Annotated in this window: 26 protein-coding genes; 7 read left to right on the plus strand and 19 right to left on the minus strand. The window is 68.3% G+C overall.

All coding sequences use genetic code 11. The features are described 5' to 3' along the window. From gatB to gatC, 7 genes are all read right to left on the minus strand, one after another. On the minus strand, positions 1–1,104 hold a 1,104-nt coding region (gene gatB / locus Q8O26_RS17350; protein ID WP_305577862.1), incomplete at its 3' end, for an Asp-tRNA(Asn)/Glu-tRNA(Gln) amidotransferase subunit GatB. Between the two features lie 104 nt (positions 1,105–1,208). Continuing rightward, positions 1,209–1,910: an anti-sigma factor domain-containing protein gene (locus tag Q8O26_RS17355; RefSeq protein WP_305577864.1), complete on the minus strand. Its 702-nt coding sequence runs from the start codon at positions 1,908–1,910 to the stop codon at positions 1,209–1,211. Beyond that, positions 1,907–2,446, minus strand: coding sequence for a sigma-70 family RNA polymerase sigma factor (locus Q8O26_RS17360; protein ID WP_305577866.1), 540 nt, complete (start codon positions 2,444–2,446; stop codon positions 1,907–1,909). Before Q8O26_RS17360 ends, Q8O26_RS17355 begins: the two co-directional genes overlap by 4 nt. A gap of 222 nt (positions 2,447–2,668) precedes the next feature. Continuing rightward, a complete protein-coding gene (locus Q8O26_RS17365; RefSeq protein ID WP_305577868.1) occupies positions 2,669–4,945 on the minus strand; it encodes a fused MFS/spermidine synthase in 2,277 nt (758 codons plus the stop codon). Between the two features lie 86 nt (positions 4,946–5,031). Further along, the gene (locus tag Q8O26_RS17370) at positions 5,032–5,247 is read right to left on the minus strand and encodes a hypothetical protein (protein WP_305577870.1); all 216 of its coding nucleotides are present in this window, start codon (positions 5,245–5,247) and stop codon (positions 5,032–5,034) included. 4 nt (positions 5,248–5,251) lie between these two features. After that, entirely contained in the window at positions 5,252–6,763 is a 1,512-nt protein-coding gene (gatA, locus tag Q8O26_RS17375; RefSeq protein WP_305577872.1) for an Asp-tRNA(Asn)/Glu-tRNA(Gln) amidotransferase subunit GatA, read from the minus strand. 3 nt (positions 6,764–6,766) lie between these two features. After that, positions 6,767–7,054, minus strand: a complete 288-nt coding sequence (gene gatC, locus Q8O26_RS17380) for an Asp-tRNA(Asn)/Glu-tRNA(Gln) amidotransferase subunit GatC (RefSeq protein WP_305577874.1) — start codon at positions 7,052–7,054, stop codon at positions 6,767–6,769. Between the two features lie 162 nt (positions 7,055–7,216). Between gatC and Q8O26_RS17385 the strand changes: the two genes are divergently transcribed. After that, the gene (locus Q8O26_RS17385; RefSeq protein WP_305577876.1) at positions 7,217–7,585 is read left to right on the plus strand and encodes a TfoX/Sxy family protein; all 369 of its coding nucleotides are present in this window, start codon (positions 7,217–7,219) and stop codon (positions 7,583–7,585) included. A 13-nt stretch (positions 7,586–7,598) separates the two neighbouring features. Here the strand turns inward: Q8O26_RS17385 and Q8O26_RS17390 are convergent, their stop codons facing one another. Then, positions 7,599–7,949, minus strand: a complete 351-nt coding sequence (locus tag Q8O26_RS17390; RefSeq protein ID WP_305577878.1) for a hypothetical protein — start codon at positions 7,947–7,949, stop codon at positions 7,599–7,601. Between the two features lie 191 nt (positions 7,950–8,140). On the opposite strand from Q8O26_RS17390, the gene hisI reads away from it, so the two are divergent. Together hisI and Q8O26_RS17400 are read left to right on the plus strand one after the other, a co-directional pair. Further along, positions 8,141–8,593 (plus strand): phosphoribosyl-AMP cyclohydrolase, encoded by a 453-nt coding sequence (gene hisI / locus Q8O26_RS17395; RefSeq protein ID WP_305577880.1) that lies wholly within the window; start codon positions 8,141–8,143, stop codon positions 8,591–8,593. A gap of 3 nt (positions 8,594–8,596) precedes the next feature. Further along, positions 8,597–9,670 (plus strand): patatin-like phospholipase family protein, encoded by a 1,074-nt coding sequence (locus Q8O26_RS17400; RefSeq protein ID WP_305577882.1) that lies wholly within the window; start codon positions 8,597–8,599, stop codon positions 9,668–9,670. 9 nt (positions 9,671–9,679) lie between these two features. Here Q8O26_RS17400 and Q8O26_RS17405 read toward each other — a convergent pair whose 3' ends face one another. Together Q8O26_RS17405 and Q8O26_RS17410 are read right to left on the minus strand one after the other, a co-directional pair. Further along, positions 9,680–10,111: a CBS domain-containing protein gene (locus Q8O26_RS17405; RefSeq protein ID WP_305577884.1), complete on the minus strand. Its 432-nt coding sequence runs from the start codon at positions 10,109–10,111 to the stop codon at positions 9,680–9,682. Between the two features lie 130 nt (positions 10,112–10,241). After that, entirely contained in the window at positions 10,242–10,958 is a 717-nt protein-coding gene (locus Q8O26_RS17410) for a rhomboid family intramembrane serine protease (protein WP_305577886.1), read from the minus strand. A gap of 454 nt (positions 10,959–11,412) precedes the next feature. On the opposite strand from Q8O26_RS17410, the gene Q8O26_RS17415 reads away from it, so the two are divergent. From Q8O26_RS17415 to Q8O26_RS17425, 3 genes are all read left to right on the plus strand, one after another. Beyond that, positions 11,413–12,015, plus strand: coding sequence for a PAS domain-containing protein (locus Q8O26_RS17415; protein ID WP_305577888.1), 603 nt, complete (start codon positions 11,413–11,415; stop codon positions 12,013–12,015). A 73-nt stretch (positions 12,016–12,088) separates the two neighbouring features. Further along, on the plus strand, positions 12,089–12,748 hold the full coding sequence (locus Q8O26_RS17420) for a PilZ domain-containing protein (RefSeq protein WP_305577890.1): 660 nt from the start codon (positions 12,089–12,091) through the stop codon (positions 12,746–12,748). A gap of 381 nt (positions 12,749–13,129) precedes the next feature. Further along, positions 13,130–13,771, plus strand: coding sequence for a transglutaminase-like cysteine peptidase (locus tag Q8O26_RS17425; RefSeq protein WP_305577892.1), 642 nt, complete (start codon positions 13,130–13,132; stop codon positions 13,769–13,771). Positions 13,772–13,886: 115 nt separating this feature from the next. Here Q8O26_RS17425 and Q8O26_RS17430 read toward each other — a convergent pair whose 3' ends face one another. From Q8O26_RS17430 to Q8O26_RS17465, 8 genes are all read right to left on the minus strand, one after another. Then, positions 13,887–14,501: a 2-hydroxychromene-2-carboxylate isomerase gene (locus tag Q8O26_RS17430; RefSeq protein ID WP_305578031.1), complete on the minus strand. Its 615-nt coding sequence runs from the start codon at positions 14,499–14,501 to the stop codon at positions 13,887–13,889. Then, on the minus strand, positions 14,498–15,028 hold the full coding sequence (locus Q8O26_RS17435) for a gamma carbonic anhydrase family protein (protein ID WP_305577896.1): 531 nt from the start codon (positions 15,026–15,028) through the stop codon (positions 14,498–14,500). Before Q8O26_RS17435 ends, Q8O26_RS17430 begins: the two co-directional genes overlap by 4 nt. An 81-nt stretch (positions 15,029–15,109) precedes the next feature. Next, positions 15,110–15,616 (minus strand): DUF1579 domain-containing protein, encoded by a 507-nt coding sequence (locus tag Q8O26_RS17440; protein ID WP_305577898.1) that lies wholly within the window; start codon positions 15,614–15,616, stop codon positions 15,110–15,112. 76 nt (positions 15,617–15,692) lie between these two features. Continuing rightward, on the minus strand, positions 15,693–16,013 hold the full coding sequence (locus Q8O26_RS17445; protein ID WP_305577900.1) for a hypothetical protein: 321 nt from the start codon (positions 16,011–16,013) through the stop codon (positions 15,693–15,695). 122 nt (positions 16,014–16,135) lie between these two features. Continuing rightward, entirely contained in the window at positions 16,136–16,351 is a 216-nt protein-coding gene (locus tag Q8O26_RS17450) for a DUF3126 family protein (RefSeq protein ID WP_305577902.1), read from the minus strand. A 109-nt stretch (positions 16,352–16,460) separates the two neighbouring features. Continuing rightward, the gene (locus Q8O26_RS17455) at positions 16,461–17,270 is read right to left on the minus strand and encodes a hypothetical protein (protein WP_305577904.1); all 810 of its coding nucleotides are present in this window, start codon (positions 17,268–17,270) and stop codon (positions 16,461–16,463) included. A 245-nt stretch (positions 17,271–17,515) separates the two neighbouring features. Then, positions 17,516–18,370, minus strand: a complete 855-nt coding sequence (locus Q8O26_RS17460) for an alpha/beta fold hydrolase (RefSeq protein ID WP_305577906.1) — start codon at positions 18,368–18,370, stop codon at positions 17,516–17,518. Between the two features lie 29 nt (positions 18,371–18,399). Beyond that, on the minus strand, positions 18,400–19,182 hold the full coding sequence (locus Q8O26_RS17465; RefSeq protein WP_305577908.1) for an alpha/beta fold hydrolase: 783 nt from the start codon (positions 19,180–19,182) through the stop codon (positions 18,400–18,402). 182 nt (positions 19,183–19,364) lie between these two features. Between Q8O26_RS17465 and Q8O26_RS17470 the strand changes: the two genes are divergently transcribed. Next, entirely contained in the window at positions 19,365–21,578 is a 2,214-nt protein-coding gene (locus Q8O26_RS17470; RefSeq protein WP_305577910.1) for a glycoside hydrolase family 3 N-terminal domain-containing protein, read from the plus strand. 4 nt (positions 21,579–21,582) lie between these two features. On the opposite strand, the gene Q8O26_RS17475 is transcribed toward Q8O26_RS17470, so the two are convergent. Continuing rightward, positions 21,583–22,338, minus strand: coding sequence for a proteasome-type protease (locus Q8O26_RS17475; protein WP_305577912.1), 756 nt, complete (start codon positions 22,336–22,338; stop codon positions 21,583–21,585). Between the last annotated feature and the right edge of the window lie 7 nt (positions 22,339–22,345).

Here is a 22,345-nt window from a genome sequence, read left to right on the forward strand (position 1 = left end):
GAGTCCGAAAAGACCGGAGATGACCCAGTTGGCGACGAGCTTGGCGTCGCGCCCGCCGCGGGCCGTACGCTCGAAATAATCCGCCGTTTCGCGCTCGACCACCAAGACGCCGGCGTCGTAGGCCGAGAGCTTGTACTGCTGCTTGAAGCGTTCGGCCTTTGCGTCCGGCAGTTCCGGCAGGGTCTTGCGTGTTGCTTCGATGAAGCTCGCTTCGATCACCAGCGGCAGCAGGTCCGGGTCGGGGAAATAGCGGTAGTCGTGCGCCTCCTCCTTCGACCGCATGGACCGCGTCTCGCCCTTGGAAGCGTCGTAGAGCCGCGTCTCCTGGTCGATCGTGCCGCCATCCTCGATGATGCCGATCTGCCGGCGCGCCTCGTAATCGACGGCCTGGCCGATGAAGCGGATCGAATTGACGTTCTTGATCTCGCAGCGGGTGCCGAGGGGATCGCCCGGCTTGCGCACCGAAACGTTGACGTCGGCGCGCAGGTTGCCCTTCTCCATGTCGCCGTCGCAGGTGCCGAGATAGCGCAGGATGGTGCGCAGCTTCGTCACATAGGCCTTGGCCTCCTCGGCCGAGCGCATGTCGGGCCTGGAGACGATCTCCATCAGCGCCACGCCGGAGCGATTGAGGTCGACATAGGACAGGGTCGGATGCTGGTCGTGAATCGACTTGCCGGCATCCTGTTCGAGATGCAGCCGCTCGACCCCGACCTTGAAGCTCTCGGTCGGCGACAGGTCGACGATCACCTCGCCCTCGCCGACGATCGGGCTCTTGTACTGGCTGATCTGGTAGCCCTGCGGCAGGTCCGGATAGAAATAGTTCTTCCGGTCGAAGACCGAGCGGTGGTTGATCTGCGCCTTCAGGCCGAGACCGGTGCGGATCGCCTGCCGCACGCATTCCTCGTTGATCACCGGCAGCATGCCCGGCATGGCAGCGTCAACCAGGCTGACATTGGCATTGGGCTCGTCGCCGAAGCCGACCGCCGCGCCCGAGAACAGCTTGGCGTTGGACGCCACCTGCGCGTGGATCTCGAGGCCGATCACCACTTCCCAGTCGCCGGTGGCGCCGGGGATGAGGTTCTTCGGATTGGCATGAGCGGTCATGGGCGGGCCCGGCAGTGGAGAAGAAGCGCTTGGGTAGCCCAGGGGAGCGGTCATCGGCAAGGGGCAGCGGGCCCCGCAGGCCCCCTTGCGTCCTGCCGGCGGCCTCAAAGCGGCGTCGCCCCCCGCCCGACATAGAGGATCGGCCCGGTCGGCCGCCCGGTCGGCGACCCGCCCGCCGGCTCCAGCGTGATCTCGTACATTTGCTGGCCGACCGGCCGCGGCATGCCTGACGTTACGTAGTCGCGCGCCTCGGCCCGCTCCATCAGACCGACCGAGCGTGGCCCGACCTGCCGGTCCCACAGGGTCCAGACCTGCAGTACCCGCCCTTCCGGCACCGGGATGGCGCGCAGCGGCACGACGCGGATACGACCGTCGGCGAAGGCCTCGACGATGGCGCCGGCTTCGCTCGTGTTCGGAGCGTTCAGCACCGCGACGACCGTTGGCTTGTCACTGCGCCCGAATGGCTGCGTGACCAGAAGCAGCGCCATGACGAGGGCCGCCGCAGCCCCCGCGAGCGAGGCGAGCCTCAGGGCGGAGACATCCTGCCAGAGGCGCGCGAACCAGCCGGGTTTCGCCTGTTCCGGACGCGCAGCGCCAATAGCCCTCTCGATGGCCGGCCAAAGGCCTTCGGAGGGCGCCATCTGCGTCGCGGTCTCGTCGAGCGCGAGGAGCCGCGTGCGCCAGTCCGCGACGGCGCTGCGGACCATGGGGTCACTGGCGATCAGCCGTTCGAAGGCCTCTTGCTCCTCCGGCGACATCAGTCCGGCGACATACTCCCCGGCGGTGGCGATGAGGTCGTCGGTCATCCCATGCACTCCCTGAGCGCCAGCAGCGACCGGCGGATCCAGGCCTTCACCGTGCCGAGCGGCAGGCCGAGACGGCCGGCGATCTCGCCATGGGAGAAGCCGTCCACATAGGCCATGAGGAGGCTGGTGCGGCGGCGGGCCTCGAGCCCCTCCAGGCAGCGGCGCAGGGCCTGGCCTTCCGGCAGGCGCTCGGCGGCGGCATAGGCCTCCACTGCCGCGCCTGCATCCTCCGGCACCTCGTCGACGAGATCCTCGCGCCGGCCGCTTCGCAGGGTGTTGATGGCCTGGTTGCGGACGATGGCATAGATCCAGGCCTTGGCAGGGCCGAGGCCGGGGTCATAGCGGTGGGCATTGCGCCAGATCTTGACGAAGGCCTCCTGCACGACCTCTTCGGCCAGTTCGCGCCGCTTCACGATGCGCACGGCGACGCCGATCATCGATGCGCATTCGCTGTCGTAGATCATCCTGAGGGCAGCCTTGTCGCCGCCCGCGCAGCGCGCGAGGGCGTCCTTGAGATCGACGCTGACCGCCACCATGGAGCCTCCCGAACCATGCCGTCAGTGGTTCTACACCAAAGAACGCCCCCTGGATGCGACAGGCTGTCGCTGAATTGCGCTTTTGCCCTTCCCGCTGCATCCGGTGGCATGGGGGCCCCGTATCCCAGTTGGGCGGACGCCCCATCCGCCCCTGGGAAGCCGGCAGCCGCCCCGCCGCGCCGGCCCCCGGCGGCGCCCGCGCCAATGCGGGCGTCGCCACCCTCAGGGCTGGCGCAACCGCCTCATGATCGGGTCGATGATGTTGGAATAGTCGTCGGTCCAGGTCTGGAAGCCGGCTGGCACGGCCAGGGGAGGCCATGCAGGCGACCCAGCGACGGCCCCGAGATGCCTCGCGTCGCGCGCCACCATGGCCACGATGGCCGGGGCGGTCATCGCCTCGCGCATGCCGCCTTCCGCAACACCGTGGCGAACGCCGCCGGTGAGGCCATGGGCGGCGGCGGAGGCCGCCACGACCGGGCTGAGATCCATGTTGCGGTTGGAGATGTGGACGAGGATCGCCCCGTCCGGCGCCAGCTTGCCGAGATAGCCGGCAAAGGCCTCCCGCGTCAGCAGATGGACGGGGATGGCATCCGAGGAGAAGGCGTCGACGACAATGAGGTCGAAGCGGCCGGCCTGGTCGCCGAGCGTCAGGCGCCCGTCGCCGATCACCACCGGCGCCTCGGGCGCACAGCGTGTCAGCGACTGGAAGAGGCGGGTATCGCGGGCCATCCGGACCACGACGGGATCGATCTCAAGGAATGTCCAGGCATCGCCAGGCTCGCTGTAGCAGGCGAGCGAGCCGATCCCGAGCCCGATGGCGGCGACCCGCAGCGGCCTGCCCTGCCGGGTGGCGCGCAGGGCGCCGATGGCATCGCCGAAGGGCCCGCCGCGATGATAGTAGCTCGCCGGTTCGGGCCGCCCGTCGATGAGCCGGCCGTCGGGATGGCGGATGCGCTCGGCGCCATGGACCGTGATGCCATGGACCAGCAGTCGCCCCCGCCCGTCCGGCGTCTCCTGCACCTCGTGGACGGCGAAAAAGGAGCGCTCGCGCGCGAGGGTGCCTGCGGGCATGACCGGCGCCTGGCTCATCGCGAAGAAAACGAGCGCCCCCGCCAGCATGGCAGCCGGCTGCTGCCGGCTAATGAGGATGACGCCGGCAATGGCGGACATAAGGGCGATATAGCCGATAACCGGCAGCGACTTGGCAGTGACGCCGGCGACGGCCTGCATCCCCACCAGGCCGGCCAGGATGGCCATGGCGGCGACGAGGCGCGACCAGCCGAGCCGCCCCAGTGCCTCGCACATGCCCGGCCGGCACAGGACTGCGGCAACGACGAGGATCGGATACTCGAGGATCGAGTTGAACAGGGCTGGCGCGGCCAGGCTGGCGAAAACGCCACCGATGACCCCGCCGACGGACAACATGACGTAAAACTCAGTCAGATGCGTGGTGATCGGGCGACGGCGGTAGAGTTCGCCGTGGCAGACCATCGTGGCGACGAAGAAGAAGCCGACATGCAGCGCCGCCGCCAGCGGCCAGGGGATGTTCGCACCGGCCACCAGGGCGAAGACAACGCCGACCAGCATCAGCGGCTGAGCGGCGACCATGAGGCGATGCAGACCGGAGCCGCCGTCGCGGAAGGCGAGCACGAAGGTGAGCAGGAAGAGCGCCAGTGGCAGCACCCAGAGGAGCGGCACGGCGGCGACATCGGTCGACAGATGTGCGGTGAGCGCCACCAGAAGTCCAGATGGCACCGCCGCCTGACCGATCCAGGTCAGCCGCTCCGCCCAGGCGACCGACGTTTCGGCGCGGACCGCCGACGGAGCGACCGCGGGCGCCCGGATGGTCGAGACGAGGATCACCGCGGTGACTGCGATCAGGCCGCCAAGAACGGCGAAGCTGGCGGTCCAGACAGCGGACTGGGTTTTCAGAGGCAGCAGCGGCTCGATCACGAAGGGATAGGACAGGAGCGCCAGGAAGGAACCGAGATTCGAGGCGCCATACAGAAAATAGGGGTCGGCGGCGTCGCGGTGGCCCGTCCGGGCGAACCATGCCTGCAGCAGTGGACCATTGCCGGCGAGCGCGAAGAAGGGAAGGCCCACCGACGCCGCGAACAGGCCGATGAGCCAGAACGCCTCGCCTTCGGCCGGTGGCCGGCCCCAGCCCGGCGCCAGGGCGATCGGCAGAGCGATCGCGAATACGGTCGCCATCATGGCCAGATGGACGAGGATGGCGCGACGCGGATCCAGATAACGGTTCAGCAGATGGGCATAGCCGTAGCCGGCGAGCAGCACGCCCTGGAAAAAGACCATCGCCACCGACCAGACCGCCGGCGTGCCGCCGAGCACCGGAAGCACCATCTTGGTGAACAGCGGCTGCACCGAGAACAACAGGAAGGCGGAGACAAAGATGGCGAGCGCGAAGAGCGGCAGCGCGGCGAGCCGGGCGAGACTCCCCTCGCCGGCGGGCACGTCGTGTGAAGAATCGATCGATGACATGAAGCCCCGCGGCGGCAAACGAACCCGCGGAGAATGGCCGATAGCCCCTTAAAAGAGCGTGTCGAACATGGGGAAACACGTCGCCGCTAGCGACCCGCCTCGATCCGCCGCGCCAGATGACGGCTGGCGAAACCCGACGCCACCGAGGCGAGGGCCATCACGGCGAGATAGACGAGCTTGAACCCCGGATCGCCCGACCGCCAGGCCATGACGAGATAGATCACGAGCAGCCCGGCGAAAATCCACAGGAGCCAGCCGAAGACCGTCAGACACGCGATGGCGACGGCACGGGCGGCGATCATCGCCTCATCCCCACCAGCGGTCGCTGACGGGGAACCGGCCCTTGGCCTTCTCGATCACGCTCGCCACCGAGAACAGCGTCTCCTCGTCGAAGGCGCGGCCGATGAGCTGCAGGCCCAGCGGCAACCCTTGAGGGTCAAGGCCGGCGGGAACGGCGATGCCGGGCAGGCCCGCCATGTTCACCGTCACCGTGAAAATGTCCTGGAGGTACATCTCCACCGGATCGGCGGAGCCCTTCTCGCCGATGCCGAAGGCGGCGGAAGGCGTCGCCGGCGTCAGGATGGCGTCGACGCCGGAGGCATAGGCCTGTTCGAAATCCTGCTTGATCAGCGTGCGGAGCTTCTGCGCCCGGACGTAATAGGCGTCGTAATAACCGGCCGACAGCACATAGGTGCCGATCATGATGCGGCGGCGGACCTCCTTGCCGAAGCCCTTGGCGCGGGTCTTTTCGTAGAGGTCGACGATGTCCTTGCCTGGTTCGCGCAGGCCGTAGCGCACCCCATCATAGCGGGCGAGGTTGGACGAGGCCTCGGCCGGCGCCACGATGTAATAGGCCGGAAGCGCATATTTCGTGTGCGGCAGGGAGATCTCGACGATGTTGGCGCCGGCCTCCTTGAGGATCTGTGCGCCGTCGTCCCAGAGCTTCTGGATCTCCTCGGGCATGCCATCGATGCGGTATTCCCGGGGGATGCCGATGGTCATGCCCTTGATCGACTTGCCGACCGCCGCGGCATAGTCGGGCACCTCACGATCGACGCAGGTCGTGTCCTTCGCGTCGGCACCGGCGAAGGTGCGCAGCAGCATGGCCGCATCCTTCACGTCGCGGGCGATGGGGCCTGCCTGATCGAGCGAGGAGGCGAAAGCGACGATGCCCCAGCGCGACACGCGGCCATAGGTCGGCTTGATGCCGACCGTGCCGGTCAGTGCCGCCGGCTGGCGGATGGATCCGCCCGTGTCGGTCGCGGTCGCACCGGCACAGAGCATGGCGGCGACGGCGGCCGACGAGCCGCCGGAGGACCCGCCGGGAACCAGGGGAGTACCGTCGATTCCGCCGGGGCCGACGCCGGCGTTGGAGCCCTGCCGCCGCCACGGATTGATCGGCGTCGGGAAACAGCTTGTCTCGTTGGACGAGCCCATGGCGAATTCGTCGTTGTTGAGCTTGCCGAGCATGACGGCCCCGTCGCGCCACAGATTGCTCGTGACGGTGGATTCATAAGGGGGCACGAAATTGGCGAGAATGTTCGAGCAGGCCGTGGTGCGCACGTCCTTGGTGCAGAACAGATCCTTCACGCCGATGGGAATGCCCTCGAGCGGTCCGGCCTCGCCCCTGGCGATGCGGGCATCGGAGGCAGCAGCCATCGCGACCGCCTTTTCCGGCGTCTCCAGCACATAGGCGTTGAGCTTGCGGCCCTTTTCCATGGCCGCGAGATAGGCCTGCGTCAGGTCGGCGGCCGAGAAGGTCTTCTTCGTCAGGCCGTCGCAGGCCTCGGCGATGGTGAGCTGGGTCAGATCGGTCATGGCTTACTCCACGACCTTGGGAACGGCGAAGAAATGCCCTTCCCGCTCGGGCGCGTTGGCGACGATGAGATCGGCGATGCCCCCGTCGCTCACCACGTCCTGGCGTTTCTTCATCGCCATCGGGGTGACCGAGGTCATCGGCTCGACGTTGGACACGTCCACCTCGTTCAACTGCTCGACGAAGGCGAGGATGGCGTTGAGTTCATCCTGGAGGTGCGGCACCTCTTCGTCTGTCACGGCGATGCGCGCGAGATGCGCGATGCGCCGGACGGTCGCCTGATCGACGGACATGCGGAAATCACCCGTTGGAACGAGAAAAGCGGATCGCGCCTCTTAGCATCAGGCCGTTTCACGCCGCAATGGTAAGACGGGCTGCGCGGCGGACCGTGTCGACACCAGGCCGATGACGGCGCCCGGGCTGTCGCGCGCCGGAGAGTTCGGGAGAACGAAGCCATGACCGACGATCAGACGATCCTCGCGGTGATCGAGGCGGCCGCAGCCCGGCATGGGTCGACGAGCCGCATCGCCATGTTCGGCGGCACGGGAGTGCTGCTCGGCGGCAACATGGTGGCGGCGCTGTCGGAAAGCGGGCTGCTCCTGCGGGTCGGCAAGGAGCAGCACGCAGCGGCCCTCGCCCTGCCGGGAACCCGGCCGATGGAGGTGCGGGGCAAGCCGATGGAAGGCTATGTCTACGTCGACCTGGCGACGCTCGACGCGCCGGCCCTGGCGGGCTGGGCGGACATGGCCGTCGGACATGTCGCGGCGCTCCCGGCCAAGGCCGCCCGGCAGGCGCGCGGCCCGCGCAGCTTCGAAGAGCGCTAGGGGACCTCGGGCCTCAACGTGACGGATTCGGCGGATCGCGATCGGGGCGGATGAGCCGCGGCAGGTCGCTGAGCCGGAACCTGAGGATCGACCGCGCCGGAATGCCGCCGGCCTCGCGCCGGGCGAAGCGCGCGGCCGCCTCGACCACGACGGCCTGGTGTTCGGCGACCAGTTTCTCGCGCAATGCCCGCGCCGCCGCAGCGCCGCCCTGGCGGATCACCCGCGGTGGCGCGGTGATGATCGGCGCCACATCCCCGTCCGGAGCGGCGGCCGTTTCCCGGGCCGCGTAGAGGGCGGCATTGGCCTTGAGCTCGGTCTGGTCGACGATGCCGGACTTCGAGAAAAGGTCTCGCTGCTCGCTCATTGGGGTCTCCGGGGGAATAGAACGACGGCAAATTACCTGCCGGACCGCGCCGGGACGAGCCAAACCAATTGTTAACCTTGACGCGGTGGTGGCCGGGCACTTGCGCCGATCTTGGCACTTGGGCTTGTCCACAAGGGCGGGATAGAAGACTTGACACGACCGATGCCCCTTCCCACCGCGGACCCCATGCCATGTGCGCCGATTGCCCCCCGCAGGCCCCTGCGTCACCATCGAAGACCGAGATCGAGGAGGGTGACCGTCTCCTCCCCCGTTTCGGTGCCGATGGTCTGGTCACCGCGGTGACCAGCGATGCGCAGACAGGCGATCTCCTGATGGTGGCCCATATGAATGCCGAGGCGCTGCGCCTGACCATCGAGACCGGCGAGGCCCATTACTGGTCGCGCTCGCGCGGGGTCATCTGGCACAAGGGCGACACGTCCGGTCAGATCCAGTCGGTCGTCGAGATGCGCGTCGACTGCGACCAGGACGCCGTCTGGCTCAAAGTGCGGGTCGGCGGCGACGGCGGCTCGTGCCATACCGGCCGCAAGACGTGCTTCTACCGCACCGTCCCCATCGGCGGCTCGCTGGAGGATGTTCGGCTCGTTCCCCGCGACGCCGAGCGGCTGCGCCCGGCTTTCGGCTGAGCCATGCTGACGTTGCGCCGCCGTCGCCGGCCAGAGGCCGAGCCCACCGATTTCGCGGAAGGCACCTTCACGCCGCCGCCGCGGCCGGTCATCGGCCTGGCCCTGGGAGGGGGCGCCGCCCGCGGCCTCGCCCATATCGGCATCATCCGCGCCCTGGTGCGCGCCGGCTACGAGCCGGACGTCATCGCCGGTACCTCGATCGGCGCCACCGTCGGCGGCCTCTATGCGGCCGGCAAGCTCGACGCCTTCACCGATTGGGCCCTGTCGCTCAAACGGCGCGACGTCATCTCGCTCGTCGACATCGCCATTTCCGGCGGCGGCCTGATGGGCGGCTCGCGGCTGGCCCACCTGCTGCAGCGGGAGATCGGCGAGACGCGGATCGAGGCGCTGCCGATCAGCTTCGCCGCGGTGGCCACTGAGATCGGCACCGGCCACGAGATCTGGCTGACGCGCGGGCGGCTGATGACGGCGCTGCGCGCCTCTTATGCCCTGCCGGGGATCCTTCCCCCGGTCCGTGTCGGCGGCCGCTGGCTGATGGACGGCGCCCTGTCGAACCCCGTCCCCGTTTCCGTCACCCGCGCCCTCGGCGCCCGGCTGGTGATCGCCGTCAGCCTCAATGCCGACGCCCTCGGCCGCTCGACCGTCATCCAGGACCACGGCACCAGCCCCGAGGACGAGGCCCTGCCGCTGGTCGAGAGCCGGCCGCGCGTCAGGGCGGTGGTCAATCTCGGCAAGGGCATCGGACGCGGTCTTGGCCGCGGCATCGGCCGGGCACTGGCGCGGCCGCTGCGCGCCGCAATGTCGCTCGACACCGAGCCGGGGCCCATCGATACGCGCATCGCGATGGCCCGCGCGCCGGGCATCCCCACCGTGATGGCCAAGGCCTTCAACGCCACCCAGGAGCGCATCGCTCGCCAGCGGCTGGCGGGCGATCCGCCGAATATCCTGATCGGCCCCCGGCTGTCGAAGATCGGCCTGTTCGAGTTCCACCGCGCCGCAGAGGCCATCGCGCTCGGCGAGGAGGCGGCCGAGCGGCTGCTGCCCGATCTCGCCGAGGCGCTGAAGGCCGTGAGCTGAGCGCCCGGATCAGGCGTTCATCACGTAGTCCTTGAGGGCGTTATGCTCGCGCTCGATCTCCGAGAGCCGCCGTTTCACCACGTCGCCGATGGAGATGATGCCGACGAGCCGGCCGTCTTCGACGACGGGCAGGTGGCGGAACTTGCCGTTGGTCATGCTCTCCATGAGCTGTCCAAGGGAGTCCTGTTCGGCGCAGGTGGTCACCTTGCGCGTCATGGTTTCGTCCACCGAGCGGTCGAGGGCCCGCGCGCCATGTTCCGACAGCGAGCGGACGATGTCGCGTTCGGACAGGATGCCAGCCACGGTATGGCCCGCTCCCGTGACCACGACGGCACCGATCCGCTTTTCGGCGAGCAGGTTGGCGGCAGCCGCCAGCGTCGCGTCGGGAGCGATCGTGGCGACCGCCCTGCCCTTGGCGTCCAGAATGCTCTTCACGTTCATGATCTGCCTCCGGTCGCGGCGGGACGCCCGTCGCGGGCAGCCCCGCCTTGTCATACCACGGTTGCCCGGACCCGAAGTATTCGCCTTGCTCGGCATGAAGACAAGACGGCAGGTGTGCAGCGCAACACTGTCAGCCGGCGCGCACCGGATCGAAGAAGCGGAACAGGAAAAGTCCCGCCGCGAAGCCTGCGAGATGAGCCTGCCAGGCGATCTGGCCCTCGAATCCCGGCATCGGCAGGTTGATCGCGCCGAAGGCGACGTTGACCGCGATCCACACCACGATCATCCCCATCACCGGCCCGTTGCGGACCATGGCGGTAAGCCCGAGCGCCGGGACCCGGAAGGCATCCTCGCCGCTGGCCCGCATCGGACTCAGCGGGCCGCCCGCCTGGAAGACGAAACGCAGGGCGGCGGCCGTGAAGCCGGACACGGCGGCCGACGCACCGATCACCGGCACGAAGGCGGTCCCGACCGCCATGAGGTGACCGACGGCGCCCGCCGCCGCGGTCACCGCGAAGAACACCAGGCTTCGCAGCGTCCCGAAGCGACGCGCCACGGCCGACCCGAAGACCGCCAGCCAGAGGACGTTGACGGCCAGATGCGTCCAGTCGGCATGCAGGAAGCCGTAGGTCACGAAGGTCCACACATCCCCCGCCGCCCCACCGGGGAACCAGGTGCCGGCAAGCGACGGCTCGAACCGGGCCGGGATGAAGGCGAAGGTGAGCAGCACCTCGCGGTCCGCATCATCGCTCAAGAGGAAGATGCGGGCCGCGTGAATGGCGATCATCGCCAGGCTGAGCGCGGTCACCACTCCGGGAATGTTGAGGATCGGTTCGCGTTCGGACAAGGAGAACTGCCGGGGGATCGCCTGCGGGAAGGTCTCACTAGAGCCAAGGCGACCCCCGTGTCGAGAGCCGGCGGGGCGCGCGACGGACCGCAGGACCACACCGGGCACCGCAAGGACAAAAAAAGGGGGAGATCTTGCGATCTCCCCCGGCGGGAACGTGGGGAATGGCGAACCATTCCCGATAGGTCACGTCTCCATCTCCTCTTGTCCCCGGAGATATGCCTGAAGTCGTGCGGTCGGCCGGGAGTCAAGACCGGCGTCCCGAATTCGTGGAACGACTGAACCGAACCACACGCCGTGCGCCGCCTGCAATCGAAAGCGTTTCTTAACCCTAACGCGGAAACGAACCGTTAACTCCGCCCGCCCCGCCGGGTCATGGCACAGGCGGTGCTGATCCCGTCTCGATCCTTCGCATCCGGGCATTTTCCGTCCCGGATCGGCACAGACGAGGCCCATGATGAACAATGCCGCCAGCAGCACCCTCTTCGCCCACTGGGACCAGCTGCGTGCCGGCCGACCGGCTCCCGATCGCACGGAAATCGACCCCCGCGCGATCGCTCCGATTCTCGGCGATACGTTCATCCTGGAAACCGACCACAGCGGCAGCCTCGTCTACCGTCTCGCCGGTTCCAGGGCCTGCACGCTCTTTGCACGGGAACTGAAGGGCGCCGGCTTCCTCGACGCCTTCACCACGGAAGCACGCAAGACGGTGATCCGTACCCTGGGCGATGCGCTGGCGGCCCCTTCGGGAATGATGATGAGCCTCACCGCTACCAGCACGGCCGGGCGCAGCGTGGTGCTCGAGGCCGTCCTCCTGCCGCTCGTCCATCGCGGCCGCCTCGGAGCGCGTCTGATCGGCGCCGTCAGCGCCGCCGACGCGCCCTACTGGGTCGGTCGCGACGATCTCGCCCGTATCGAGGTCGTGTCAGTCCGCCTGCTCTGGCCCGCCTGGCAGGGCCCGGCCGAGATCGCAGCGGCGGCCCCCGTACAGCCGAACACCGCCGCCTTTCCCACACGTCCGGTGCTGCGTATCATTCAGGGCGGCAATGTGGCCTGATGAGGCGCTTTGCAACACTGCGTTAACGCTCACCCGTTAATCTTTGGCGCATCGTCCTCCAACCCCGCAAAACATGTCAGCGCTCGCGAAAGTCCTGTCCGCACCGTCGTCGGAAGAGAACCGTCGCTTCCAGCGCGTCCGGGTGGATGTACTGGGCCGCTTCATGTTGTCGGACCGGCGCGAATTCCCCTGCCAGGTCGTCGACATGTCCCCGGGCGGCGCCGCCGTCGTCGCCCCCGTGGTCGGCAAGCTCGGTGAGCGCGTCATCGCCTATCTCGACCATGTCGGCCGAATCGAGGGCATGATCGTCCGCGTCACCGAGACCGGCTTCTCGATGACCATCGAGGCCTCGCTCCGCAAGCGCGACAAGCTCGCCGACCAGTTGACCTGGCTCGCCAACCGCCAGATTCTCGGGCTGCCCGAGGATCGCCGGCACGAGCGTGTCATTCCGCGCAACCCCTTCACCACCATCACCACGCCGCTCGGCGAGAAGGTGCCGGTGCGCGTCCTCGACATCTCGCTGTCGGGCGCGGCGATCGGCGGCGCCGAAGACCTCAAGCCCGGCGACGTCGTCCAGATCTCCCGCACCATGGCGCGCGTCGTGCGCGTGCTGGAACGCGGCGTCGCCATCGAGTTCTCAGGCCAGCAGCCGATCGAGACCATCCTCGCCCTCGGCCAGGAACTCGGCGCCGACCTCAAGGCGCATGAAGAGCCCGTGAGCTTCGCCCGCTGAACGGGCACGCCGGGCGTCACCACCCTTTTCCGCTGGGTCAACGAACCCGTTTCCGGCTGCCCGTGCGGCAGCGACTGCCGACGTGCTGAAACGGCGGTTAACGGCGAAGCGGCGCCCGGCCCCGGCGCCTTCACACTTGCAGGCTTCAAAGACCGCACGAGCGCGAAGCCGCCCGCAGAAAATCCGCTGAAACGAGCGGATTTTCTTGCCTTTTCAATGGATTGCAGCGCGCCCCGGATTCCTGCCGTCAAGTCACAGGGTAAATCCACACCCCGTTAAACTGAACGAGTGGTGACGCAAACCCGTCGTCTTTCACCGTTTCATTTCAGCGCGCCGCAAAGCCCGCCTGTCAGTGTCCCGCCATCGACGGAGGGACACGTCATGAACGGCCAGACGACCTGGTGGAGGGTGAAGACGAGGAGCGCCATGACGGGCGCTCTGGTGCTCGGCCTCGTCGCCGCGATGCCGGTCTTCGAAGCCGCGGCTGGCGATCGCCTCGCCTTCCTGAACGAACAGGGCGCGTCGACGGCGCCCATCGGCTGGCGGCAGTTCTGCCGGGACTTTCCCGCCGAATGCCGGGACCGGCCGCGCGGGGTCGATCTGGTGCGTGCCGATCGCCACAGCTGGGCGACGCTGATCCGCATCAATGCTCATGTGAACACCGCCATCGAGCCGGTCACGGACATCGAACAATATGGCACCGAGGAGCGCTGGACCTATCCGACCTCCGGGCGCGGCGACTGTGAGGATTACGTACTTCTGAAGAAGAAGCTGCTCATCGAGGCCGGGTTCCCCGCCAGCGCCCTGCTCATCACCGTCGTCCGCGACCGTCAGGGCGACGGCCACGCGATCCTCACCGTTCGGACCGACCGCGGCGATTACATTCTCGACAACGAGACGAGCGACATCCGCCTCTGGAACCAGACCGGCTACCGCTTCATCAAGCGGCAGGCCTCCCACGACCCCAATCACTGGGTGACCGTCGGACCGGGCCGCGCGCCCGCCGCCGTCGCCACCCGCTAATCGAGTTTCGCGTCCTCGGTCACGTCCCACCCCTCCCCGTCCCCAGACCGGGTTCGCGAACAGACGGCCGGTACCTCAGAACGAGGGCCGGCCGTCACCTTTTTTGGCGTTCGATTCAGGCAGCGCTGGCTTTCAGCGCCCATGCCACGGCCTCTTCGATCCGGTCGTTGCCCCAGAACAGCTCCCCGTCGGCGGTGACCATGCTCGGCGCGCCGAACAGGCCCCTGGCCTTGGCCTCCTCGGTGGTCGCCCGCAGCGCCTGTTTCACCGGGTCCGATCCGGCCGCAATGATCGCGGTCGCTGGCTCGACACCGGCTGCCGTCAGCGCCCGGCCCAGAACCTCGGGATCGGCGATCGACAGGCCCTCGCCGAATTCAAAGCGATAAAGCGCGCGCGAGAAGGCGGCACGCCTGCCGTCGTCCGGCAGGGACGTGGCGATGCGCGCGGCGGTGAGGCTGTTCTGCGGAAAGGGATCGGGTTTCGTGAACGGCAGGCCCATGGTCGCCGTGATCCGCTCCAGATCCCGCCACATGTACCGCCCCTTGGCCGGGATCAGGTTGAACGGCGAGGTGGTCCAGCCGGCTTCGGCGAAGATCGGCCCCAGCAGGAACGGCCGCCAGCGCACGGTGACGCCGGCCTCGGCCGCGACCTCCTCGACCCGCAGCGCCGCGGGGTAGGAATAGGTCGAGGCGAATTCATAGAAGAAGTCGACGGTGGCCATGGCGCTCAGCCCACCGGCTTGAGGCCGGCCTTGAAGCGCCGCGCGTTCTTCACATAGCTGGCGGCCGACAGCTTCAGCCGGGCGATGGCGGCCTCGTCGAGCGTTCGCACGGCGCGTGCCGGCGATCCGACGATGAGCGAATTGTCGGGAAATTCCTTGCCTTCGGTGACGAGGGAATTGGCCCCGACCAGACAATTGTTGCCGATCTTAGCATTGTTGAGGATCGTCGAGCCCATGCCGATCAGCGTGTTGTCGCCGATGGTGCAGCCGTGCAGGATCACCTTGTGGCCGATGGTGCAGCCGGTCCCGATCGTCATCGGCGCGCCGGGATCGGTATGCAGCATGCACATTTCCTGGATATTGGTGCCCTCGCCGATGGCGATCAGCTCATTGTCGCCGCGGATCACAGCGCCGAACCAGATGCCGACATCGGCGCCGATCTCGACCTTGCCGATGACATGAGCGTCGGGCGCGACGAAGACGCGGTCGCCCTCGGGCAGGATCGGCTGGATACCGTCGATGGCATAGATGGGCATGGCGTCCTCCGCGCGTGTCGCCAAGGACCTATCGCACGGCGCCGGCCGGCTTGAGAAGTCGGCGGAACGGGCCAGGCGGCCTTACGGCGCCCGGCGGAAATCCATCACCCAGTTGGTCTCGAAACTCGCCCCGCCATCGGCGGAGAAGGCCTGTTCCCAGCGCGCCGACTGGGCGGTCAGGCCGGACCAGAGAAAGCGCACCCTGACCGGCCGGTCCTGCCAGGTGTCGTCGCCGACAAAGGTCCCGACACCGTCGGCGAAACGGCCGTGGACGGGCGAACCAATGGCGCCATCACGCGCGTCGAGCCACCAGATCGACCATTGCCGCCGCGCCGCGTCGAAGGCGCGGATGCTCAGCGCGCGGTAGCTGCCGCCGGGAAGATGCAGGATGTTGTCGTCGACATTGCCGGCACCACCGAGCACGGGAAGCGCGGCGCAGGTGCCGCCGAATTCCTCCCATCGGGTATCGGCCGACAGCCGCGTCCGCAGGCGCCGGTGATGCACAGTCCAGGTGCCCATCAGGAAATCGAAGTCGCGGCGTCCGTCGCCGGCCTCCATCGCAACGCGATCGCTTCGGCTGCAGGTCATGGCCCCCTCCCGTGTTGGTGACGGGACGAGGATGCGCCGGGGCCGTGTCAGGAGATGTCAGGTGCGTGTCGGGCGATCACAGGCCGAAGGCATGCAGGACCATGGTCAGCACGCGGCCGGACATCAGGCTCCAGATCAGCGCCACCAGCGTCGCGAGGAAGACGAACTCGAACCGGCGATTCTCGATGCGGCGGCCGCGGATCGTGTTGCGCACGATGATGGCGGGGGCGGCGAAGGCGAGGAAGGGAATCGCCAGAACCGCAGCGGCGCCTCCGCTCTGCAACAGGCGGAAACTCGCGGGCTTGGCGGCGAGAGCCCGGTAGATCGCCACGAGAAGTCCGGAAATCGCAAAGCCCAGCGCGAGCGAGTGGAGAAGCTGGAGGCTGACCTGAGACATGACGCGGAACCCGATGGGACACGAGGGCGATCCGCCCTCGTCCCAATCGGTACCGCGTCGTTAGGATTTTGTTAAGAGGTCAGGCCGATTTCCTTAAGGAAGGGTTAACCGGCCAGCCCGGCTCACACCTCTTCGAGGTCGATATCGAGGATGGAGATGGTGACCGTGTAGGAGGTCTCCCCGTCGTCCACGTCCTTGTAGAGCGTGCCGATCTGCTCGTCGCCGATCATCACCTCGACCATCTCCTTGCGGCGCATGTTGGGCTGCAGCTTGATCGTCTGGTTGGCGAACTTGCGGCGCAGGTAGTCCTGAATCTTGGTGATCTCGGTCCGGTCCACGGGCGACCTCCCTTGTTTCGCTGGTTGCGCCGTGTGCCATGGCCGGGGTGGTCAAGTCAAAGCCGCCGCGCCGCGGCCCGCCGTCCGGCGGCTCGAAGCGGCGGCGGGATCAGCCCCCTGCGGACCGCCGGGCCGGGATGACGATCTCCGACGTCTCGCAGAGGTTCTGGCGGGTCAGCGTCACGGTATCGGTCTCTTCGGGGTCGAAACCGGCCCGCACGTCGAAGAGGCAAGCGCCACCGCGCGGAACGCGGCCCGTGTAGACGTCACCGGCCTCCATCATCCAGATGCCGAGAAGATCGCCCTGCGGCTGCCGTGCCCCGGCCGGGGAAACACGCAGAACCGCGACACGCTGCGCGGTGCGGTTGACCACCCGGAACAGCGCGACGCCGTCCCGGGTCGGCAGCGCGGCGCGCTCGGCGGAAGCCTCCTCCGCCGTGATCTCGACCTTCTCCTGGGCGCAGAAATCGTGGTCGAGCCGGACGAACTCCCGCCCCAGAGCGAAGGTGACGCGGACGTCGTAGCGGCAGTCCGTGCCGTTGGCGCGCCACCGCATCCAGGCCCGCGGGTTCAGCGTCTCGCGCGCCAGACGGTTCGGCCCCCAGGAAGTCGCACCGGCCGGGGCGAACTGGATCACCAGCGCCTTGACCTCCGTCTTGTTCTCGAAGGCGAGGGAGACCTGCCGGCTGCGGAGCGGGCTGGCGGGCCGATTGAGAAGCTGGTCGACCTCCTGGCCCACCGTCGGGCGGCCGGGGGCGGCGCGCCGGTCGGCGTCGGGCACCTGGGACAGCGCCCTGTCGATCTCCTGGCCGATGGAGGGCGGCAGGCCGGGGACCGACTGCGCTGCCGCTATCCCGCCGGGCAGCAGGGCGACGAAAGCGAAGGCGGCGAGCGGCAGGCGGCTGGTCTGGCGGTTCATGGCGGGGTCCCCTTGGTGAGTGGCCCCTCCTCTAGAGGGCCGGCGCTGCACGACCGTGGCGGCTGCCTTGCCCTCCCGTTTCCATTGCTTCACCCGTGTTGCAGGGCGCGAACAGTGCAACTTGGACGGCGAAGCTGAATCGGAATCGCAGGATGAACCGCAGGCTGAATCGGAATCTGAACATCAGCCGCACGAAGGAAGCGTCTGAATCGACTCGGAAAACCGTCACGCGACGGGAGCGACGCTCAGTTCAGGAAGGAGAGGATCGCGTCGGCGAAGATGTCGTTCTTGTCGCCCGCCACCATGTGGCCGGCGCCACTGACATCGACGAAGCGGGCATGCGGAACGAGGGTGAGGAAGGCGTCGGCGCTCTCCTGCGAGACGATATCGGAGGCGTTGCCGCGCACCAGAAGCGTTGGCACCGACAGCCGTCGCGCCGCATCCTCGAGCGAGGCGACAATCGTCGTACGGTCGGTGTTGACGGTGCGCCCGCCTTCGAGAAAGGCCGGATCCCAGTGCCAGTACCAGCGCCCGTCCTCGCGCAGCCGCAGGTTCTTCTTCAGGCCGTCCGTGGAAGGAGGCCGGCTCCGGTTCGGCAGATAGGCCGCCACCGATTCGGCTGCCTCCTCGATGGTGGCGAAGCCCTCCTTCGCCCGCGCCCGCATGAAACTCTGCACATGCTGAACGCCGGTCTCTTCCATGCGTGGGACGATGTCGACCAGCACAAGGGCGGAGAAACAGGGCGCGACACCGAGCGCATGAAGCGCGGCGATCCCACCGAGCGAGGCGCCGATCACCGCCGGCGCCGCTCCGAACCGCTCGGCGATGGCATGTCCGAGGACGACGGCGTCACCACTGTAATCGGCAAAGGCATAGGCGCCATTGGCCGCCCATTCGCTGTCGCCATGGCCGCGCTGGTCGATGGCGATCGCCGTGAAGCCGCGTTCGGCGAGCCTGCGGGCGGTGGCGCGCCAGGCATGCCGCGTCTGCCCGCCGCCGTGCAGCAGCAGTGCCACCTTCTCGCCATGGCCGTAGACATCGGCCTCGAGCCGGTTGCCGTCATGGCCGGTGAAGCGCGCGTGGCGGGGGTGCTGGGACATGGCGGCGCGGTCCGATGAGAGGCCGATCGTCAGGCGGCGATCCGGGCGAGGAAGGCGAGCGCGCCGGCCTTGAAGACCTTGTCGCCCACCGCCGGCATATGATCGCGATCGGGGATCGAAAGCACCTCCCCCTTGGGGATGATCGCTGCCAGCGGCTCCGGCACGCCGGCGATCTCGTCCTTCGTCCCCACCGCGATCAGCACCGGGCAGGCGATCGCGGCGGCCTCCTCGCGGCTCATCAGGTTGCGCGAGCCGCGGATACAGGCGGCCAGCGCCCGCCGGTCCGACTGGGTCTGCATGGCGAAGGCGCGGAACATGCGGCCCTGCGGGTCGGTGACCTCCTCGAGGGTCTCCGCCTCCAGCGCCTCGGCGATGGACTCCGGCAGCCCGACGCCGTCGACCAGCTTGATGCCGAGGCCGCCCATGATCGCCGCCCTGACCCGGCCGGGATGGCGATGGGCGAGGAAGGCCGTGATGCGCGACCCCATGGAATAGCCGAGCACCACCGTGCTCTCGATGCCGAGATGGTCGAGCAGCGCCCGCGCATCCTCGGCCATCAGAGTCGTGTGGTAGGCGGCGGGGTCGTAGAGCTTTTCCGAATCGCCGTGGCCGCGATTGTCGAGCGCGATGACGCGCCGTCCGGCCCTGGTCAGCGTGTCCACCCAGCCCGGATAGGTCCAGTTGATATGGGCATTGGAGGCGAAGCCGTGGATGCAGAGGACCGGATCGCCCTCCCCCGTGTCGAAATAGGCGATCTCGACGCCGTCGGAGGAAAAGCGGTGCTTGGGCAGGCGGGAGGAGGACGCGATCATGGCGGAGCTATAGCCGGACGGGACGACCTGCGGAACCCGCCCGCCGGCGGGACAGGCGTGACGCCCGGCCGCGGCCGCGGGCCCGTTGCGGAAGGCGTGAGAACACGGCTAGGAAGCTGATGCCTTCGTTGCCGGTCGCAAACACGCCCGGCCGCATGCCCTGAGGAGCCGCGCGCCCCCCGATGAATGCCCTGACCCGCCGACTGCTCCCGCTTCTCCTCGCCATAGCTCCCCTGCCGGCCCTCGCCCAGCAGCCCCCCGGCCCTCCGGCCCTCGCCTGGAAGACCGGCGCCGAGGCGCGCGCGATCGAGCGGCGCATCGACGCCCTGCTCGCACGCATGACGACGGCCGAGAAGATCGGCCAGCTCAACCTGCGCGGCCGCGGCGACGAGTTCCGGCCCGAATGGGTCGCCCAGGGCCGGACCGGCGCCGTGATGAACTTCACCTCGCCCGCCGAGATCGCCGCCGTCCGGGCCCAGGTCGCCCAGTCGCGGCTGAAGATACCGCTGATCCTCGGCCTCGACGCGATCAACGGCTTCGCCACCTATTTCCCCCAGCCGATCGGCCAGGCCGCCACCTTCAACCCGCGCCTGGTCGAACTCGCCTCCTACTGGTCCGCCCGCGAGGCCCGCGCCACCGGCATCAACTGGACCTTCGCGCCGATGATCGACATGACGCGCGATGCCCGCTGGGGTCGCAACATGGAGGGCGCCGGCGAAGACGTGCACCTGGCCTCCGTCATCGCCGCGGCCCGCGTCGTGGGCTACCACCGCGGCGGCCTCGCCACCTCCGCCAAGCACTTCGTCGGTTATGGCGCAGCCGAGGGCGGACGCGACTACAACAGCGTCTGGATCCCCGTCTCGCAGCTCTGGGACTACCAGATCCCGCCGTTCCGGGCGGCGATCTCGGCCGGCGCCTTCACCGTCATGACGTCGCTGAGCGCCATGAACGGCATCGCCGCGACCGGCGACCGCAGCCTCGTCACCGACGTCCTGAAGGGCCGTCTCGGCTTCCGCGGCTTCGTCGTCTCCGATTTCGATTCCGTGCGCGAGCTGATCAATCACGGTATGGCCTCCGACCGGGCCGAGGCGGCACGCAAGGCCTTCCTCGCCGGCGTCGACATGGACATGATGTCGGGCGCCTATGACGCCCATCTCGCCGACGAGATCCGTGCCGGCCGGGTGCCGGCCGCCGCCCTGGACGAGGCGGTCCGCCGCGTGCTGCGCGTCAAGTTCCATATGGGTCTGTTCGAGGAACCGCCGTTCGACCCGACAACCGCTGCCCGTGACATGGCGACGCCCGCAGCCCGCGCCGATTCGCTCGCCGTGGCACGGGAATCCATCGTCATGCTGCGCAACCACGAGGCCGCGCTGCCGCTGCGCTCCTCGGTGCGCTCCATCGCCGTCGTCGGCGGCGCCGCGACCCATCAGGAGGACTGGCAGTATTCCGACAATGCCGGCCTGCCGCGCGTCCGTCCGCCGAAGCTGCCGGACGAACTCACCCGCCTGCTCGGCCCGGACGTCGCGATCAGCTTCGCGCCCGGCCTTGCGACCCACTGCAACCTGGCGGCCGGCGACACGGCAGGCGCGGTGCGCACGGCGGAGGCCGCCGATGTCGTCGTCGTCATGCTTGGCGAGGACTGCGAGCAGATCGGCGAGGGCACCTCGCGCGCCCATCTCGACCTGCCGCCGGTGCAGCAGGCCCTGCTCGACGCGCTGATCGCCACCGGCAAGCCGGTCGTCGTCATCCTGCACACCACGCGGCCCTTCGTGCTGACCCGCTTCGAAGGCCGCGTCGCGGCCATTCTGCAGGCGTTCCACCTGGGCACCGAGGGCCGCACCGCCCTCGCCGAGGTGATCACCGGCCACGTCAACCCCTCGGGCAAGCTGCCGATGACCTTCCCGCGCGCCACCGGACAGGTGCCGATCTATTACGACAGCCTGCCGACCGGCCGCCCGCGCCTGACCAATGCCCGCTACGAGACCGGCTACACCGACGAGAAGCTGGAGCCGCTCTACCCCTTCGGCTTCGGCCTCTCCTTCTCGCGCTTCACCTTCGAGGCGCTGACCTTGGACGCCCCGCGCGTGGCGCGCGACGGCACGGTCGCGGGTTCCGTCCGCGTCAGCAACATTGCCGGCCCGGCCGGCCGCGAGGTCGTGCAGGTCTATGTCCGGCAGAAGGTCGCCTCGCGATCGCGGCCGGTCCGCCAGCTCCGGTTCTTCGAGAAGGTCGAGGTCGCGGCCGGCGGTCAGGCGACCGTCCGCTTCGCCATTCCCGTGCGCAGCCTGGGCTTCCACGACGACCAGGCGCGCTACCGCGTCGAGCCGGGCGAGTACGAGATCTATGTCGGCAATGATTCCAACGCGACTCTGAGCGCCACGGTCACGGTGCGCTGAGCGTTCACTTCACCACGTTGGAGCCGGCATAGGGTGGCGGCGGAATGTCCATATGCGCCTTGCGCAGCGCCGCCGACCAGCGCTCGCGCAGGTCGTGGAAATAGGGCTCGCCGGGTTCGATCCGGTAATGGGTCTGCAGGACGGCGTCGCCCCGCGGCATCACCGCGATGTCGATGGGCATGCCGACCCCGAGATTGGAGCGCATGGTCGAATCCATCGAGACGAGGCCGATCTTGAGCGCATCGTTCAGATTGGTGTCGAACTTGATGGCGCGGTCGAGGATCGGCTTGCCGTATTTGTGCTCGCCGATCTGCAGATAGGGCGTATCGACCGTGCACTCGATATAGTTGCCGGCGGCATAGACCATGAACAGGCGCAGCGATCGGCCCTTGATCTGCCCGCCGAAGAGGAACGAGGCCTCGAACTTGATGCCGTCCTCCTCGAGGCCGGGCCCGTCGATGCGCCGCACCTCACGGATGGCGCGGCCGACACGCTGGGCCGCCTGGAACATGGACGGCGCGTTGAGGATGGTTTCAAGCTCGCCCGTCTCCTCGTTGGGCAGGCCTTCGTGAAGGAAGCCGAGAACCGACTGGGTGATTGACAGATTGCCGGCGGAGGCAAGCGCCATCACCCGCTCGCCGGGCTTCTGGAACACGTGCAGCTTGCGGAACGTCGAGATGTTGTCGAGACCCGCATTGGTGCGGGTGTCGGCGATCATCACCAGCCCGTCGCGCACGAGGATGCCGCAACAATAGGTCATCAGCGAT

The organism is Phreatobacter sp. (genome assembly GCF_030691135.1).
Taxonomy (GTDB): domain Bacteria; phylum Pseudomonadota; class Alphaproteobacteria; order Rhizobiales; family Phreatobacteraceae; genus Phreatobacter.